The sequence below is a fragment of the uncultured Ruminococcus sp. genome (assembly GCA_902785355.1).
Taxonomy (GTDB): Bacteria; Bacillota; Clostridia; order Oscillospirales; family Acutalibacteraceae; genus Ruminococcoides.
The window spans coordinates 16,511-33,057 of the sequence record CACZYF010000004.1; the positions used below are offsets into that span (position 1 = coordinate 16,511).

The window sequence follows — 16,547 nt, forward strand, 5'->3', positions numbered from 1 at the left end:
ATCAACCTTCCGCGATCGTAACTTCATCTATCTGCTGAGGAGCCTCGGTAGGCGTCTCAATGGCGGGAGCTTCAGTTGGCGTTTCGGTAGCCGGTACATACTCATGCGAGTTGAGCAGATCAACCTTATTGGTATCGTAAGTGATCTGGTACTCTCTGTACTCCTGATCATCCAACAGAATAACAACCTTAGCGTCCTTCTTGACCTTGACTTCTACATTATAATACGGGCTGTAAGCGGGTACAACGCTCTTGGTGTTGGAATCATCCACAGCGCCGTCGATCAGCACGGTCAGCTTGACATTATTCGTTACGGTAGAAGGCAGATCAACTTCGATAGTGACGGTTTTTTCGGTATTATCGCCCTTGGAGCAGACGATCTGAATCTTATAATCAGAGGGAACCTCACTGCCCTGCATAGGATTCTGGCGAACGACCTCGTCCTTACCCGCCTTGACGGTATCGTCATACGAGACCTCATAGTTGGTGAAGCCGGCTTCCTTGAGCATATTCTCAGCCTCAGAAGCGGTATAACCCTTTAAGGACGGAAGCTTGAGGATCGGCTTGGTAATACCCTTGGATACAAAGACATAAACGGTGGAGCCAAGCTTGAGCTCAGTGCCCGCAGGCGGATAGAGAGAGTCAACCTTCATAGCAGGCTGGTCGCTCTCAACATATAGGATCTTAGGAACAAGATTGACTGCTTCGATCTTTTTTATGATCTCTTCGCTGCCCGCTGACTGCTGCAGAAAAGGCACGCTCACGGTAGAGTCGGAGGAGTTGATGGTAAGCTTGATGGTGGAGCCTTCCTTGAGCTTTTTTGAACCGCCGGCGGGACTCTGCTCGATAATCGTATCGGCAGGGATATCATCGCTGTAACGACTCTCATAGGTAAAGACAAACTGACCGTTATTCTTCGCGGAAGCTTCGCTGACGGTCATGTTAACAAAATTCGGGACCTCGACTTCCTTAGGCTGAGAGGAGGTATATCCCTGGATCAGCGCCAGACCTCCGAAGACGACAAGCGCGATGACTGCGGCGATGATAATACCCTTGATTGCCGAGAGCGCAGGGCTGCGGACAGGCATATCCTCATCATACGCGGGACGGGTCTTATCCTTCTTGGGATCCTCATACTGAGGCTTGGAGCGCTGCTTTCTTTGGGGGTCGGGATTATGCTGCTTCTTCTCGGCAGCATAGCGATAATTGAAACGAATACCGGGGTTGAGTCTGAAGCGCTCGATATCGCTGAGCATCTCAACAGCGGAACGATAGCGATTGTTAGGGTTCTTCTGCATCGCCTTCATGGTGATCTCTTCCAGACCCTCAGGGATGTCGGGATTGATCTCTCTGGGGCGTTTGGCGTTCGCCTGCAGCTGCATCAGAGCGACGGACACGGCGGAATCTCCGTCGAAGGGAAGCTTACCGGTGAGCATCTCATACATCATCACGCCGACAGAATAGATATCGGTCTTTCCGTCGGTTTTCTCACCTCTCGCCTGCTCCGGCGCGATGTAATGCACGGAGCCGATCGCCTGCTCGGTCATGGTGCGGGTCGCGTTGGATGAGAAGCGCGCGATGCCGAAATCGGTCACCTTGATGGTGCCGTCCTGCAGCAGCATGATGTTATGCGGCTTGATATCACGGTGGACAATGCCGTTCTCATGCGCGTGCTGCAGCGCTTTCAGAATCTGAGTTGTCAGGTGGACGGTCTCTTTCCAATCCAGGACGCCCTGCATATCGATGTATTCCTTGAGTGTGATGCCGTCGATATACTCCATGACGATATACTGGATCATATCGCCGAAGCTGACGTCGTAAACGCGAACGATATTCGGATGATTCAGTACGGCTATTGCCTTGCTCTCGTTTTTAAAACGGCGTATAAAATCCTCGTTATCGAGGAACTCGTCCTTTAAAATCTTGATAGCTACCTCACGCGCATCGATCGTATCATAGCAATGATAGACGTTAGCCATACCGCCTACGCCGATCAATTCGCGGATCTCATATCTGCCGTCGAGCTTCTTGCCGGTATATTTATCCATGGTAATCACTCCTTAATAAATGACTGTAACGGTGATGTTATCGTGACCGCCGTGTCGTTTTGCGATTTCAACCAACGTATCGATCAAAATATCGCCCTTGCACTCGGATACGGTCTTGACCATATCGGCACGGCTGACAAAATTAGATAAACCGTCGGAGCAGATAAGAAGAGTATCGCCCTTACTGAACTCCGCCTCGATATAATCGATCCTTACCTCATGGGCTACGCCAAGTGCACGGGTGATCAGGTTCTTGTTGGGATGCTTCATCGCCTGTTCAGCGGTGATCTCTCCCCTTCTGACCATCTCCTGTACCAGCGAATGATCCTCGGTGATCTGTAAGATCTTGCCGTCACGGATAGAATAGGTGCGACTGTCGCCGACGTGGACAACATGCGCGATGTTCCCGCGTACAAATACGAGATCACAGGTCGTTCCCATTCCGGCGAGATCGGGGTCATCCATCGCCATCTTATATACGGTGAGATTCGCTCCGGCGACTGCTCCGGTGAGCATATCGGCAAGCGCCTCGTCATCCATATCGTTTTTGTACTCGCGTTCGATCAGTTCGGTGATATACTGAACAGCTACAGAGGAAGCGGTTTTGCCGCCCTGTGCGCCTCCCATACCGTCGCATACTACCGCCCAAACGCAGTCTGAGGATATGACAGAATAAGCGGAACTGTCCTGGTTCTCTTTACGAACCAGTCCGATATCGGTTTTGGTAAAAACTTCCATGTCATACATCCCCTTTCATATAATTTCTCTTGAGCTGTCCGCATGACGCTTCTATATCCGAACCAAGCGTTCGCCTAACGGTAGCGTTGATTCCCTGAGCGGACAGTATATTCACAAAGGCCTGTTGCCTTTTGATCGAGCTTTTTCGGTAGCCTGCTCCCGTCACATTGTTGACGGGAATCAGATTGACATGACAGAGCATTCCCTTCAGCAGAGAAGCAAGCTCCCGCGCAGCGGCGTCGGAATCGTTCTCACCATCGATCAGAGCATACTCAAAGGTGATCCTACGATTCGTCTTTTCAACATAATAGCGCGAGGCCTCAATCACCTGAGCGATCGGATAGCGGCGGTTGACCGGCATGGTACGCGATCGCGCTTCATCGTTCGGCGCATGGAGCGATACCGACAGTCCGCACTGTAACTGAAGATCGGCAAATTCAAGCATACGCGGTACGATACCGCAGGTGGAGATCGTAATATGCCGCATGCCGATATTCAGCGAATCCTCGCTTGAAACGAGCCTTAAGAAGCGGATCACGTTATCATAATTATCGAACGGCTCGCCCATTCCCATCAAAACGACGTTGGAGATTCTTTCACCGCAGTCGCTTTCTGCCGAACAGATCTGAGCGATCATCTCAGAAGCGGTCAGCGAACGTGAAAAGCCGCTCTTACCGGTCGCGCAGAAGGTACAGCCCATCTTACAGCCGACCTGCGTAGAGATACAGATGCTCCTGCCGTGACGGTAGGACATCAGCACGCCTTCAACATATTCGCCGTCGTTCAGACAGTAAAGATACTTGACGGTCTCATCAAGCTTCGATCGGCGAGTACGGACAATCTCGGCAGTAGCGAGATATGCGTCACTCTTCAAAAATTCCCTGAGCCTCGCGGGGATATTCTTCATATCATCAAAGCTGCTGACGTCATGCTGTATCCAGCTGAGTACCTGCTTAGCGCGGAATTTCTCAAATCCGTTGTCAGTCAGGTAGGCGGTGAGCTCCGAGAGGTTCATCGACTTGATATCCGTCATGAGCGTACCCTCCTGAGCTTTGCAATGAAAAAGCCGTCGGTATCATACACGCCGGGCAAAAGGGTCAGGCAGTGATCTTCTTCGGGAATCCGTCGTTCGATGCCCCTCGGCAGTTTCAGAGGCTCGGGGACAAAATCGGGATGTTCCTCCAGAAATCGATGAACGATCTGCTGATTCTCGGCACGGCGAAGCGTACAGGTCGAATAGACCAGCACGCCATCCGTAGAAAGGTGCTTTGCGCTCATACACAATATACTGTATTGCAACTTCGTTAAGATGTCAATATTTGTGTCTGTTTTGTAACGAATTTCGGGCTTTCGACGTAGGATTCCGAGTCCCGAACATGGTACATCACAGAGAATCCTGTCACAATCGGGAAGGTCAGAATCGGTCGAAGCGTCGCGGATCGCGGGTTCAATCATGTCGATGCCGAGGCGTTTCGCGGAGTCGCGGATCAGGTTCAGTTTATGCTCGTGAACATCGTAAGAGTACACTTTGCCTTCATCGAACATAGAAAGCGCCAGATAGAATGATTTCCCTCCCGGGGCGGCGCAGACGTCGGCGATGTGATCGCCGGGCTTCGCGCCGAGCATCTCGGCACATAGCTGAGAGGCGGCGTCCTCGACGTAGAAATGTCCCGCCTTGAACTGCGGTATCTTATCGAGCGAACCGGTATTGCTAAGCTTTAGGCTGTCCTTGAGGAAGGGGATCTCCTCCACGCCTATCCCCTGCTCCTTCAAGCGGCGGACAAGGGTCGGTTTATCGGTTTTCAGCGTATTGACGCGAATCGTGACAGGCGGTCTGCCGATGAAGCCGTTGAGGATGGTCTCGGTATCCTCGGCTCCGTAATCGTCGATCAGCTCCTGTACGATAGCTTCGGGACAGGAATAAACGACCGACAGATATTTGAGCGTCTGAGATTTATCGGGAAGTGTATAGTGCTTATCCGCCCTGACCAGATTGCGCAGTACGGCATTGACGAAGCCGGAGCTTTTGTAAAGCCTGAGCTTTTTGCAAAGCTTTACGCTTTCATTGACCGCAGCGGAATCGGGTACCTTATCCATATAGATCAGCTGATACACGCCGAGATACAGCACGATCAGCGTTTTCTTCTCTATCTTTCTGATACGCAGGGAGGAATACTGTCGGATGATATGCTCCAGCGTCAGCTTGCGTTCCAAAACACCGTAGACCAGCGCAGACAGAAAGCTTACGTCTACGCCGCTGAGCTTCTCTTCCCTAACGGCATGATTGATGGCAATAGCGGAATACGCATCCTCGTGGAGGACACGGTACAGTACGTTATATGCTGTCATTCGCACATCAGCCATCTTGGTCGTTTCCTTTAATCTATAGATTATCTTCTGCGTCGGTTAAAGATCAGCAGGAGTCGCAGCAGCTGCATGATCGAGGTCGCGGCAGCTGCTACATAGGTCATCGCCGCGGCGGTAAGCACCTTTTTGGCGCCGTCGTATTCTGTCGTATTCAGCATACCGGTATCCTTGATCGTTTTGAGCGCGCGGGATGAAGCGTTGAACTCGACCGGCAGGGTGATCAGGGTGAAGAGAACAGACGCGGAGAACATGATGATGCCGATCGTGATGAAAAAGGTGTACTTTGCCGGCAGCAGCATACCGATGATAAGGAATATCCAGCTGAGCTTTGAGCCGATATTTGCGACGGGAACGATTGCGGAGCGGACTTTGTTCGGGAAATAGCCCTCGGCATGTTGACAGGCATGACCTGCCTCGTGACAGGCAACGCCGACAGCCGCGACGGTCGTCGCGTTATAGACGGATTCCGAGAGACGGATAACGTTGGTTCTCGGGTCAAAATGGTCGGTCAGACTTCCGCCGACAGGCTCTATACGCACACCGGTTACACCGTGAGCGTTCAGTACAGCCTGAGCAGCCTGAGCGCCGGTCATACGGCGGGTGTTTTGAACGCCGCTGTACTTTGAAAAAGCGCTTTTGACGCTTGCGCTGCAGATCATCGAGAGGATCAGACACGGCAGCATAAACGCGAGATACGTCCAGTCATAATAATATAAACCCATATTACTCTCCTAACCTTTCTTTCAATTGCAGCGGATGTCCGATCAGGAAGGTCTTGGCATCCATACGCTTTTTGCCCTCGAGCTGGAGTTCGCGGATGATCACCGAGCCTTCACTACAAGCGATCGTCAGCGGATCGGTGCAGATCACGGTACCCGGCTCTCCGGACTTCTCACACGGCGAGGTGTGGTAGATCTTAAGCTTTTTTCCGTGCAGGGTGGTCTGAGCGATCGGCCAGCTGTATAAGCCGCGGACGAGGTTGTGTACCTCGATACCTGTTTTGTTCCAGTCGATAACAGCGATAGATTTATCCAGCATCGGAGCATAGACCGCCAGGCTATCATCCTGTTTGACAGCGGTCAGCTCACCTTTTTCGAGCTTCTCGAGCGCTTCGACGATCATTTCGCCGCCTAAGGCGGACAGCTTGTCGAACATGGATTCGGCAGTGTCGTCGATCCCGATCGGGATCGCTTTGACATACATCATATCGCCGGTGTCGAGCCCGACGTCCATGTGCATGACGGTGATGCCGGTCTCCTGCTCGCCGTTGATCACAGCCCACTGGATCGGAGCCGCTCCGCGATATTTCGGAAGGAGCGAACCGTGGATGTTGATACAGCCAAAGCGTGGATAATCGATGATCTCTTTAGGAAGAATCTTTCCGTAAGCGGCGACGACGATACAGTCAGGCTGCAGGGTCTCGATGATCTTCATCGCTTCACCGTCCTTTAAGGTGCTCGGCTGATAAACGGTCAAGCCGTGCTCGAGCGCGCAGACCTTCACCTCGGGAGGAGTCATCTCCTGCTTACGGCCGCGGGGCTTATCAGGCTGGGTAAAGACAGCGGCGATCTCATGCCCCGCTTCTATCAGGCTTTCAAGACACGGCACCGCAAAGTCGGGCGTGCCCATAAAAATCAGTTTCATCTTACTCTTCTTCTCTCATTGCGCGCAGTTCCTCTTCGGATAACATGCGCTCGACCTTGGATTTAAAAATAATGCCGTCCAGATGATCGAACTCGTGACACATCGCCTGTGCGAAGAGGTCGTCGCCCTCGATCTCACACAGATTACCCTCGCGGTCATTGAACTGCGCCTTGACGTGTGCGGGGCGCTTGATGATACCGAACTCGCCGGGGCAGCTCAGACAGCCCTCCTGTACCTCCTGCTCACCGTCGGATTCAACGATGACGGGGTTTATAAACTCGATCGGACCGTCGCCGACATTGATAACGCAGACGCGGCGCATCACGCCGACCTGGGGAGCGGCTAAGCCGACTCCGCCGGAATCCTCCAGCGTATCGGCAAGATCATCCAGCAGATCCCAGAGCCTTTTATTGAATTTTTCTACGGGGCGGCACTTCTTGGTCAGAATGGGGTCGCCCTCTTTTACGATATTTCTCAGTGCCATACTATATACTTACTCCTTGTGGTACTCAATCAAATCATGCAATCTCTCAGTCAGCCTGCGCTGACAGCTCTCTTTACCTATGAGAGCCTATATAGACAGCGGATCAATGTCCGCATAGACCGTGACGTCGCTAAAGTCGCGGATCGAGGCGAAATCCACCAGCATACGGCTGAGCATCTCGCGGAAACGCGCGTCGTTACGGCATTTTAGGATCAATTTATAACGATATTTATTACTGACCTTGAAAACCGCCGCCATTGACGGCCCGAGCACACGCAGCGGGATATCGGGGTACTCGCTCTTGACCAGCCCTGTCATACGATCGGTAAAGGCAAATGCAGCCTTCTCGGACAGCTTTCCGTTCTCACTGACGAAACCGACTAAGCAGATCGACGCGAACGGCGGGTACAGCATGGCGCGGCGAATCTCGATCTCGGAGGTGTAAAACGCGTCGTAATCCTGAGCTGCGGCAAGTGAGATGATCGGGTTCTCGGGGGTGAAGGTCTGGATGATTGCTCTGCCCTTGTCGCTGCCGCGTCCGGAACGACCGACTACCTGAGTCAGAAGCGAAAACGTGTTCTCGTAACTGCGGTAGTCGTCAAGATACAGCATCCTGTCGGCGTTAAGCACGCCTACTAAGGTAACATTCGGAAAATCCAGTCCCTTCGCGACCATCTGGGTACCGACGAGGATATCATATTCGCCGTTGGAGAAGGCGGTCAGCTTCTTCTCATGCGACGAGCGGGTCATGGTGGTGTCGGTGTCCATGCGCAGAATACGGGCGCTCGGGAATATCTCTGCCAATTCTACCTCAGCTTTCTGAGTTCCCGTACCTGACAGTCTTAACTGATGACTGCCGCAGGTCGGACACTCGGATCGATACGGAACCGAATATCCGCAGTAGTGGCACATCAGGCGATTATTGGCGCTGTGGTAGGTCAGCGAGATCGAGCAGTTCGGACAGGTCAGCGGTTCCTTACAGCTGCAGCAGGTGACAAAGGAATTGTACCCGCGGCGGTTCAGGAGCAAAATGCTCTGCTTTCCTGTATCGAGATTTTCTTCAATATTCTGTAAAAGAATATTTGAGAAAGCGCTCGTGTTGCCGATCGCTACCTCTTCGTTCATATCGGCTATCACTACATCCGGCAGGGTCGCCGAGCCGTAGCGCTTTGTCAGCACATGCTTGTGGTATCTGCCGCTGTTGGCGTAATAATAGGTCTCGACGGATGGCGTCGCAGAACTCAGCAATAATAAGGCGCGGTGATAGGAACAGCGAAACTTCGCAAGCTCCTTCGCGCTGAATCGCGGCTTGCTCTCGGATTTATAAGTGTGCTCCTGTTCCTCGTCCATGATGATCAGTCCGAGATCCTTGAACGGAGCGAATATCGCGGAGCGTGTACCGACGGCGATCTTTGCGATTCCACGGCTGACGCGCTTGTATTCGTCGAGCCGTTCTCCAAGCGATAATGCGCTATGAAAAACCGCCACCAGATCACCGAAGCTCGCGCGGAAGATCGCGATCAGCTGAGGAGTCAGCGCGATCTCGGGAACCATCACGATCACGTCCCTGCCGTCGGCGACTGCGCGCTCGATCAGCTTGAAGAACACGGAGGTCTTGCCCGATCCGGTAATGCCGTAGAGGAGTGAAACCTCGGCGGTATCGCCCTGATACAGCTTCAAAAGCTCATCATACGCTTTCTGCTGTTCATCGGTGAGGATCACGTCGCGCTTTTTCGCCTGCATGGACTTGGGGATGCGGAACACCTCGTCGTCGAAGTACACGGCGACTCCTTTACGCACCAGCGTATCGGGTACGGAGACGGTCACGCCCGTATAGTAGCAGACTTCCTTCACGGAAGCGGAGCCGACGGTATTCAACAGATCGATCACGCTCTCCTGCTTCGGGCTTAGCTTCATGCCGTGGATGCGGGCTTCACAGTCATCTGCAAGGCGGATCATCTTGATGGTTTTATCACCGATACGGCGAAAAGCCGAGTCGTTCTTATACAGAACGCCGTCAGTCTCCATCTTGTCGAGAACCGATGTGTCGGAAAGTCCAAGCTCATGCAGAAGAGCGTATTTCTCCGCTTTATTATTCTTTGAACGAATAATCGTAACGATCCTACGCTGTTCATCGGACAGGTCATAGAAGCGTTCGCCGAGCTTCTCACTGACGGAATACTCCTGCGACAGACGGTAGTTGATACCGGCGGGGAGCATCGCCTTCACTGCGTCATAATAGGTGCAGAAGAAGTGATTCTTCATGAAACCGCACATGCGCAGCATCTCGTCATTAAGGACAGGCTCGGTATCGAGCAGCTCACAGACAGCCTTCAACTCCTCCCCTTCGTCCTCTCTTACAGCTAGCACGATACCCTGACGCCTTGCGTTCCCTCTACCGAAGGGCACAGAGACGCGGTATCCCGGTTGAACAGGCATTCCGTCGGGGATCCGATAGCTGAACGCTCGGTCAAAGTGATAGATCGCGTTTTCGACCGCGACGGATGCGATCTTGGCGATCATCAGTCCTCGTCGTCCTCTTCCTCGAGGATATTGTACTTATGGTTCTTGAAGTCGTCGATCGCGAGCAGAACGGGCTTCTCATCGGTGATAAGACCCTCTTCCTTGAACTCGTCAGCGATCTCACGGGCACGCTTTGCAACGCCGATTACCAGCGCGTAGCGGCTCTCCTTACCGGTCAGCATATCATCTAAAGACGCTCTTTTCATAACTATTACTCCTTTATTTTTCTTTCGTTTTTGGTATCGGAAATGATGGAGAGGACCTCGTCGGTTGCTCTGTCAACATCATCATTGATTACAATATAGTCGAATAAATTTTGGCTTTGCAGTTCTTCACGGGCGGTTTTGAGCCGCATCTCGATGACCTCATCGGTCTCGGTGCCTCTGCCCTTCAAGCGAGCCTCAAGCACCTCGAAGGACGGCGGCGCGATGAAGATGGTCACACAGTCGGGACAAGCCTTCTTAATCTGTAAAAAGCCCTTGACCTCGATCTCGAGGATAACGTCGAGTCCTTCATCCAGCATGCGAAAGACCGCTTCCTTCGGGGTGCCGTACTTGTTGCCGACATACTCTGCATGCTCCAGAAAGCCGTCCTCGGCAATCATCCGGTCAAACTTCTCACGGGATACGAAGTAGTATTCTCTGCCGTCGACTTCTCCCTCGCGCGGCGCTCTGGTAGTAGCAGAGACAGACAGGCGTAGATTGGGATTTTTCCTGAGCAGTTCCTTCATGATCGTGCCCTTGCCGACGCCGGAAGCGCCGGTATAGACGATCAGTAAGCCTTTATTCTTCATGGGATTCCTCCATTCGGGACGCGATCGTCTCAGTTGTCAGCGCTGAGAGCACGATGTACTCGCTGTCGGTGATGATGACCGCCTTGCACTTACGTCCGAAGGTCGCGTCGATCAGGGTGGACGCCGCCTTGCTCATCTGTACGATACGCTTGATGGGCGCAGAATCCGGGCTGACCACGGAAACGATCTTGCTGATATTCACAACGTTGCCGAAGCCGATATTCACAAAACGCATAGGCTCCTCCGTTTATTCGATATTCTGGACCTGTTCGCGGATTTTCTCGATCTCACCCTTGATCTCAACGACCTTATGAGCGAGCTTGGAGTCGTTGACCTTCGAGCCGATGGTGTTCGCTTCGCGGTTCATCTCCTGTACGATGAAATCGAGTTTTCTGCCGACCGGTTGATCGGAGTCAAGGAAGGACTTCATCTGGTCGAAGTGAGAGCGCAGACGGACGGTCTCTTCATCCACCGCGACCTTATCGGCAAAGATCGCCGCCTCGGTCAGGATACGCTGATCGTCGATGTTGGTGCTCTGCAATACCTCGCTGAGCTTTGCGTAGAGTCTGTCGCGGTATTCCTGAACGGTGATCGGAGAGCGCTCCTCGATCTCACCTACGATATTGATGATCGTCTCTGCACGGCTGAGAATATCCGCCGTGAGCTTCTCACCCTCCGCCTCACGCATTGCGACAAAGTGACTCAGCGCCTCGTCTACAGCAGTCTTGACGTCGTTCCACACCGCGTCTTCATCCGCGGGCGGACGGCTGATCTGGAAGATATCGCCGAGACGTGACAGTGTAGATACCGAGATATCATCCTTTACTCCGTATTCTTCAACAAGCGAGCGCATCGCCTTGATATAACCCGACGCAAGCGGCTTGTTCAGCTCGACCTCAACGGCAGTATCGTCATTCTCCGTGATTGAGACATACATATCGACCTTACCGCGGCTGACACGTGAGCCGACATACTTTTTGAGCTTATCCTCCAGAAAGCTGTATCCCCTGCCGGTGCGGCATGAAAACTCGAAATAACGGTGGTTGACGCTCTTGATCTCGACGATGATATCGCGGGTTCCGACAGACATCTCAGCTCTGCCGAAGCCGGTCATGGATCTTACCACATAGATTCCCCCTTATCCTTATTCTTTACAATATTTTACCACCACTCCTACGGAATCACAATAGAGTTATTACAAGATTGTAATAACTATTTGCATTATCCTTGAAATGTGTTATATTGTATAAGTTAAATTTGCTGATAAAGGAATGATAAACAATGTCAGGACATAATAAATGGAGCACTATTAAGCAGAAAAAGGGTAAAAACGACGCGGCTCGCGCCAAGGTCTTCACCAAGATCGGCAGAGAGCTGATGGTCGCGATCCGCGACGGCGGCAGCGCCGATCCCGCGGTCAACTCCAAGCTCAGAGACTGTATCGCCAAGGCGAAAGCGGCGAACGTCCCCAACGACAACATCGAGCGCGCTATCAAGAAGGCGCAGGGCGGTGAAGGCGCGAACTACGAGTCTGTCACCTACGAGGGCTACGGTCCCTGCGGCGTCGCCGTCATCGTTGAAGCGCTGACCGATAACCGTAACCGTACCGCGGGCGAAGTCAGACACTACTTCGACAAGTTCGGCGGCAACATGGGTACCCCCGGCTGCGTCGGCTTCATGTTCGAGAAGAAGGGCGTTATCGTCATCGATCGCGAGGATCTCGAGAAGGAAGAAGATACCGTTATGGAGGACGCTCTCGAGGCGGGCGCTTCCGACTTTGAGGCTGATGATGACATCTTCACCATCTACACCGAGCCCGACGATCTGAGCGGCGTTCGCGATGATATGGAGGCAAAGGGCTATGAGTTCGCTTCCGCCGAGGTCGAGCAGGTACCCTCCACCTATACCAAGATCGACGATCCCGATACCCGCGTTCAGATGCAGAAGATGCTGGATATGTTCGACGATAACGACGATATCCAGAATGTCTGGCACAACTGGGAAGCATGATGCTTCACCCATTGCGCCTTTTGATAAGTTCAATATAACTGAAAAGAAGTGCAACGGCGCGTCTGACCTCAGCGATTTACTGTACTATTCTCCGCCGTTACAGTTACCGATAAAGCAAAATAAGGCTGTTCACATCATTGTGAGCAGCCTTATCTTTTTGCCTGATTCAATTGTGACAGGTAGTTTTCAAATTCTTCTTTCGTAAAGAGGCAGTTAAGGGCGGCGATCATCGCGTTCGTCGTCAGATACTTCGGCAAGCCGAGGCTTTGCAGTATCATCGTCCTGTATTCGGCGGAGTGCTCCGAACCGGTCAAGCCGTAATCGTAGAAATCGCCTTTGGTGATCAGAGCGACGGGCTCACTTACCTCGCCTTCAATATGTGCGCCGCTGCTGCGGATAGCTTGAGCCAACAGTTCTTTATCAAGCCCCTCTACGCCGAGGATACCCTCCTTAGAGGGCTGCGCCTTGCGGCGTTCCTTACCCTCAACGGTCAGGATATAAGCGTGCCTGATCTGCTCCTCCGGAACGATACCGCGCAGGAAATTGCGGATGACGAAGCCCGCCGAATCCACGTCGGTCATCACGAGGATCCCCCTGCGCTGAGCGATCGAGCGGATCAGCTCCTGCTTCTCCTTATCCTTGAACACACGAAAGCCGCCTGTCTCGATGATCGGGGTCGCGATCAGCTCGCTCAGGCGAATTTTATCATATTTGCCCTCGACGATGACCGCTTCACGCAGTCTGAGCTTTTCAGTCATCTCTGCGATCCTCCGCGATCAAAGCAAGCTTACAGACCAGCCGCTCAATTTCGATACGTTCATCGGCGGTCTCGGTGACCAGCCTCGCCTGAACATCAATCAGTTCGTCCAGACTACGGCGCAGCGCTTTGGTTGTTACGGGACGTATCTGCTTGATAATCTTGCCGAGTACCCATGAGCGGTTTTTGTAGCCGAAGTCCTCCCCTATTTCGCCCGTTGACTTGCCTGCTTCAATGCCGATACGAACGCGGTAGGCGTCGAGATACGCGCCGGAGAGAACGGTACAAATATACACACCGCTGACCTGCTGATAAAACAGCACCGAGATCGCGTTGATCGCCTTGTCGGTATTGCCCGCGACAATATAGCCGAACAGGTCATAGACGCTGGCTTCGGTTGATTTGCTGACGAGCAGCTCGATCATCTCTGGCGTGATCTCAGCGCCGTCGGCGTAGGCTGTCAGCTTCTTCATCTCGCCGTTGAGCCGATTCAGATCCTCGCCTGCGTATTGGATGAGCTTGTGTGCCGTTAGCTCAGACATGGTACAACCGCCAGCCTTCGCCCATTTGCATAAGTCTCGCTCCAGTGCGAGTCCGCTGCGGTGAGTAAGCTCGATACACACGCCGTTCTTATCGATAAAGGACATCAGCTTCTTGAACTGTGACTTCGCCGTTTTGGAGGTAAGCTCTAAGGTAGGCATCGCGAAGATCACAACAGTGGTATCGGGGAGCTTCTTCAATATCGTCATCAAGGCGTCAAAATCGCTCTTCTTCAGCTTGTCGATATCCATATCGTTGATACGTAGGATGTTCCGCTCGCTCATGAAGGGGATGATATCCGCCGTAACGGATATCTCGCCGATATCGCTGTCAGCGCCGAATATATGATAATTAAACTCGTTAAGCGCTTCTTCGCCCGAGACTTTCTTCTCGATAAGCTCGACGGAGCGCTTAACGAGCATTTTTTCCTCACCGAAGCAAAGATAAAGATTCTTGAAATGTCCGCTGTTCAGATGTTTTTTCAGTTCACTTTCCGTAAACATAGTCACCTCAAATCGAGCGTGAAGCCGCCCTCGCAGGTATATTTGATATGGTCGGAGTCTAAAGCGGTCTGTGAGCCGCTGATGATGCAGTCCGCTTCTCTCCAGGATAAGGGGATATCGGATACGGCAGCGCCTTCAGGGAGCAGCACCACCTGCTTATGTGGCGTTCGCAGCAGCATGACCGGCTGTCCGTCAGCGGTCGAGACACTCAGCGTCACTCCGTCGTCCAGGACAAAGTCGCTGTCGCCGCTGAATATCGTACTGCCTTCGCCTTCATCCTCTATATCATACAACAAATAGCGATGAATTGCAAATTCGTGATCGGAATAGTTCAGATACCGCTCGTATTCGGATTTATCAAGACACAGAGCGGATTCAGCCGAGCCGAAGCGATCTGATAATTCGTTCATGATTCTGTAGTAATCTCTGCTTTTGCAGTCCATCGCGAGCAGGTGCAGGTTCCCCCTGCTGTTCAGCGCAACGCTCATACCGCCGTCCGCGTCAGAAACGATCAGCTCGATCGTGTTCAGCTCAATAGCGGAATGGATTAAAAATCCGCCCAGAAATACAGCGAAGGCTGTCAGAGCCGCAGGCAAAAGCAGATTATATCTTCGCCTGAGCAGAAGCACCGCTGTCATCAGCACGGCGTTCACGAAAAAGCAGATCGGGACAAACGGCTCGTGAACCGGGATATACGCGCCCGGAACGGACGCCAGTAATCCAACCGCCCACAGTACCAATTTCGTGAGGAAATACAGCGGCCATGACAGACCTGATGCCATCCACCGAAGAAACGGCAGACACCACAATACACATATTGGCAGAGCCAAAAACAGGATCAAATAAACGCACGGGTACAGGATCACGGAGGACAGCAGCGTGACCGGGGACAACTCGCGGAATAAGCAGACGCTGATCGGAACAACCAGTATATTTGCCGCAAGACTGACTGAAAGAATCCCCGAGATACTGTTCAGCAGCAGCTTCAGCAGTAATAAGAATCCGGATTTTTTTACAAATATAAGCCCGACCGCTCTGAAGCTCAGCTGCGGGATGTTCCCGGCTCCATCATGAAAACTCAGCTTATTACGGATCGGTTCCGCCCACAAAAGAATCGACAGGGTGGCATAGAACGAAAGGATCAAGCCGGGGTCCCCTGCCGCGTACGGCGACATAAAGGCGGGCAGAAGAATGCCGGCAACGCCGAGATGATTCAGCGGGTAGGTCTTTCGGCGGACGGTACCACCGATAATCAGCATAACCATCATCAGCCCGGAGCGCATCACGGACGACTGAAACCCCGTGACAGACATATACAGTAAGATCAAAAGCAGCGATAACACGAGATTTACCCATCGGTTGAGCCGCTTGAAGCGTTTCAGCAGGCGTATGAGCAGCATGCATATCACAGAAAAATGCATACCCGATACCACGATGAAGTACGAAGCGCCGGCATAGCGGAACTGATCCCGTAAATCGTTATCCATCGCGTATTTATCGCCGAGGAGTATCGCCCGCGTCAGCTTTGCGGAATCTCCGGGCAGAAGCGAATCGAACGCGCTGCGCATCACACGGCGCAGCCGGATCGCCTGAAAATACAGGCTGTGATCCGCGGCCTCCTCGATCTGTACATCCGCCTTGTATTCATCCGTCATCAACAGATAGCCCTTAGCACGGTAATAATCGTTATTCGTCGGGACAAGCTCGCAGGTAAAGCGAAAAGCATCATCCACCTCGACGTTTATGGCCTTCGGCGTTTTCAGGAGGATATCAACCGACTTATCCTCATCGTCGATCTTGAGCGTCTTGAGGTGATAATAATACATGCGATAGTTTTTGTATGGTTCGTCGCATAGGACGGCGTGTACGCGGCGGGTACCGGAATACCTATCATGAATCGGCTTGACGCTGAGATGCTCATAGCATAAGCTGAATATAGCGGAAAGCGCTACGGTGATCGCAATAACAGGCAGAAATACCGTTTTGCGAAGCTTTTGAATAACAGAAAACGCAACAGCGCCCGCCAGCCCCATTATTCCGAGAGCGATCACAGCCGTTTCATTCGCGAAAAAAGCGACTGACAGCACAGAAAAGCAGGTAATACCGATCTGTGCAGGCAATCGCTTCATAAGATACCTCTA

At 52.5% G+C, this 16,547-nt stretch carries 16 protein-coding genes; 1 reads left to right on the plus strand and 15 read right to left on the minus strand.

Annotated features, from left to right (window positions below):
• Nucleotide 1: 1 nt before the first annotated feature.
• From pknB to R2I50_RS01665, 12 genes are all read right to left on the minus strand, one after another.
• Nucleotides 2–2,047: a Stk1 family PASTA domain-containing Ser/Thr kinase gene (gene pknB, locus R2I50_RS01610; protein ID WP_316607331.1), complete on the minus strand. Its 2,046-nt coding sequence runs from the start codon at nucleotides 2,045–2,047 to the stop codon at nucleotides 2–4.
• A 12-nt stretch (nucleotides 2,048–2,059) separates the two neighbouring features.
• The gene (locus R2I50_RS01615) at nucleotides 2,060–2,785 is read right to left on the minus strand and encodes a Stp1/IreP family PP2C-type Ser/Thr phosphatase (RefSeq protein ID WP_316607332.1); all 726 of its coding nucleotides are present in this window, start codon (nucleotides 2,783–2,785) and stop codon (nucleotides 2,060–2,062) included.
• 1 nt (nucleotide 2,786) lies between these two features.
• Nucleotides 2,787–3,818 carry a 23S rRNA (adenine(2503)-C(2))-methyltransferase RlmN gene (gene rlmN / locus R2I50_RS01620; RefSeq protein ID WP_316607333.1) on the minus strand — a complete coding sequence of 344 codons (1,032 nt, stop codon included), beginning with the start codon at nucleotides 3,816–3,818 and terminating at the stop codon, nucleotides 2,787–2,789.
• Nucleotides 3,815–5,149 (minus strand): 16S rRNA (cytosine(967)-C(5))-methyltransferase RsmB, encoded by a 1,335-nt coding sequence (gene rsmB / locus R2I50_RS01625; protein ID WP_316607334.1) that lies wholly within the window; start codon nucleotides 5,147–5,149, stop codon nucleotides 3,815–3,817. The genes rlmN and rsmB overlap by 4 nt, the downstream gene beginning before the upstream one ends.
• Before the next feature lie 26 nt (nucleotides 5,150–5,175).
• A complete protein-coding gene (locus R2I50_RS01630) occupies nucleotides 5,176–5,874 on the minus strand; it encodes a zinc metallopeptidase (RefSeq protein ID WP_316607336.1) in 699 nt (232 codons plus the stop codon).
• Nucleotide 5,875: 1 nt separating this feature from the next.
• The gene (fmt, locus tag R2I50_RS01635) at nucleotides 5,876–6,796 is read right to left on the minus strand and encodes a methionyl-tRNA formyltransferase (RefSeq protein ID WP_316607337.1); all 921 of its coding nucleotides are present in this window, start codon (nucleotides 6,794–6,796) and stop codon (nucleotides 5,876–5,878) included.
• A gap of 1 nt (nucleotide 6,797) precedes the next feature.
• The gene (def, locus tag R2I50_RS01640; protein WP_316607338.1) at nucleotides 6,798–7,280 is read right to left on the minus strand and encodes a peptide deformylase; all 483 of its coding nucleotides are present in this window, start codon (nucleotides 7,278–7,280) and stop codon (nucleotides 6,798–6,800) included.
• 87 nt (nucleotides 7,281–7,367) lie between these two features.
• Complete coding sequence (gene priA, locus R2I50_RS01645; protein WP_316607339.1) at nucleotides 7,368–9,803, minus strand: primosomal protein N'; 2,436 nt, start codon at nucleotides 9,801–9,803, stop codon at nucleotides 7,368–7,370.
• A complete protein-coding gene (gene rpoZ, locus R2I50_RS01650; protein WP_316607340.1) occupies nucleotides 9,803–10,009 on the minus strand; it encodes a DNA-directed RNA polymerase subunit omega in 207 nt (68 codons plus the stop codon). Before rpoZ ends, priA begins: the two co-directional genes overlap by 1 nt.
• A gap of 5 nt (nucleotides 10,010–10,014) precedes the next feature.
• Complete coding sequence (gmk, locus tag R2I50_RS01655; protein ID WP_316607341.1) at nucleotides 10,015–10,596, minus strand: guanylate kinase; 582 nt, start codon at nucleotides 10,594–10,596, stop codon at nucleotides 10,015–10,017.
• Nucleotides 10,586–10,831 carry a DUF370 domain-containing protein gene (locus tag R2I50_RS01660; protein ID WP_316607342.1) on the minus strand — a complete coding sequence of 82 codons (246 nt, stop codon included), beginning with the start codon at nucleotides 10,829–10,831 and terminating at the stop codon, nucleotides 10,586–10,588. The genes gmk and R2I50_RS01660 overlap by 11 nt, the downstream gene beginning before the upstream one ends.
• Nucleotides 10,832–10,843: 12 nt before the next feature.
• Nucleotides 10,844–11,722, minus strand: a complete 879-nt coding sequence (locus tag R2I50_RS01665) for a YicC/YloC family endoribonuclease (protein ID WP_316607343.1) — start codon at nucleotides 11,720–11,722, stop codon at nucleotides 10,844–10,846.
• 155 nt (nucleotides 11,723–11,877) lie between these two features.
• On the opposite strand from R2I50_RS01665, the gene R2I50_RS01670 reads away from it, so the two are divergent.
• Nucleotides 11,878–12,606: a YebC/PmpR family DNA-binding transcriptional regulator gene (locus R2I50_RS01670; protein ID WP_316607344.1), complete on the plus strand. Its 729-nt coding sequence runs from the start codon at nucleotides 11,878–11,880 to the stop codon at nucleotides 12,604–12,606.
• A 149-nt stretch (nucleotides 12,607–12,755) separates the two neighbouring features.
• On the opposite strand, the gene R2I50_RS01675 is transcribed toward R2I50_RS01670, so the two are convergent.
• Genes R2I50_RS01675 through R2I50_RS01685 form a run of 3 tightly spaced genes read right to left on the minus strand, consistent with a single transcriptional unit; the run spans nucleotide 12,756 to nucleotide 16,535 of the window.
• The gene (locus tag R2I50_RS01675) at nucleotides 12,756–13,364 is read right to left on the minus strand and encodes a DUF4093 domain-containing protein (protein ID WP_316607345.1); all 609 of its coding nucleotides are present in this window, start codon (nucleotides 13,362–13,364) and stop codon (nucleotides 12,756–12,758) included.
• Nucleotides 13,357–14,406, minus strand: coding sequence for a DNA polymerase III subunit delta (gene holA, locus R2I50_RS01680; RefSeq protein ID WP_316607346.1), 1,050 nt, complete (start codon nucleotides 14,404–14,406; stop codon nucleotides 13,357–13,359). The genes R2I50_RS01675 and holA overlap by 8 nt, the downstream gene beginning before the upstream one ends.
• Before the next feature lie 2 nt (nucleotides 14,407–14,408).
• Nucleotides 14,409–16,535: a ComEC/Rec2 family competence protein gene (locus R2I50_RS01685; protein WP_316607347.1), complete on the minus strand. Its 2,127-nt coding sequence runs from the start codon at nucleotides 16,533–16,535 to the stop codon at nucleotides 14,409–14,411.
• Nucleotides 16,536–16,547 lie beyond the last annotated feature (12 nt).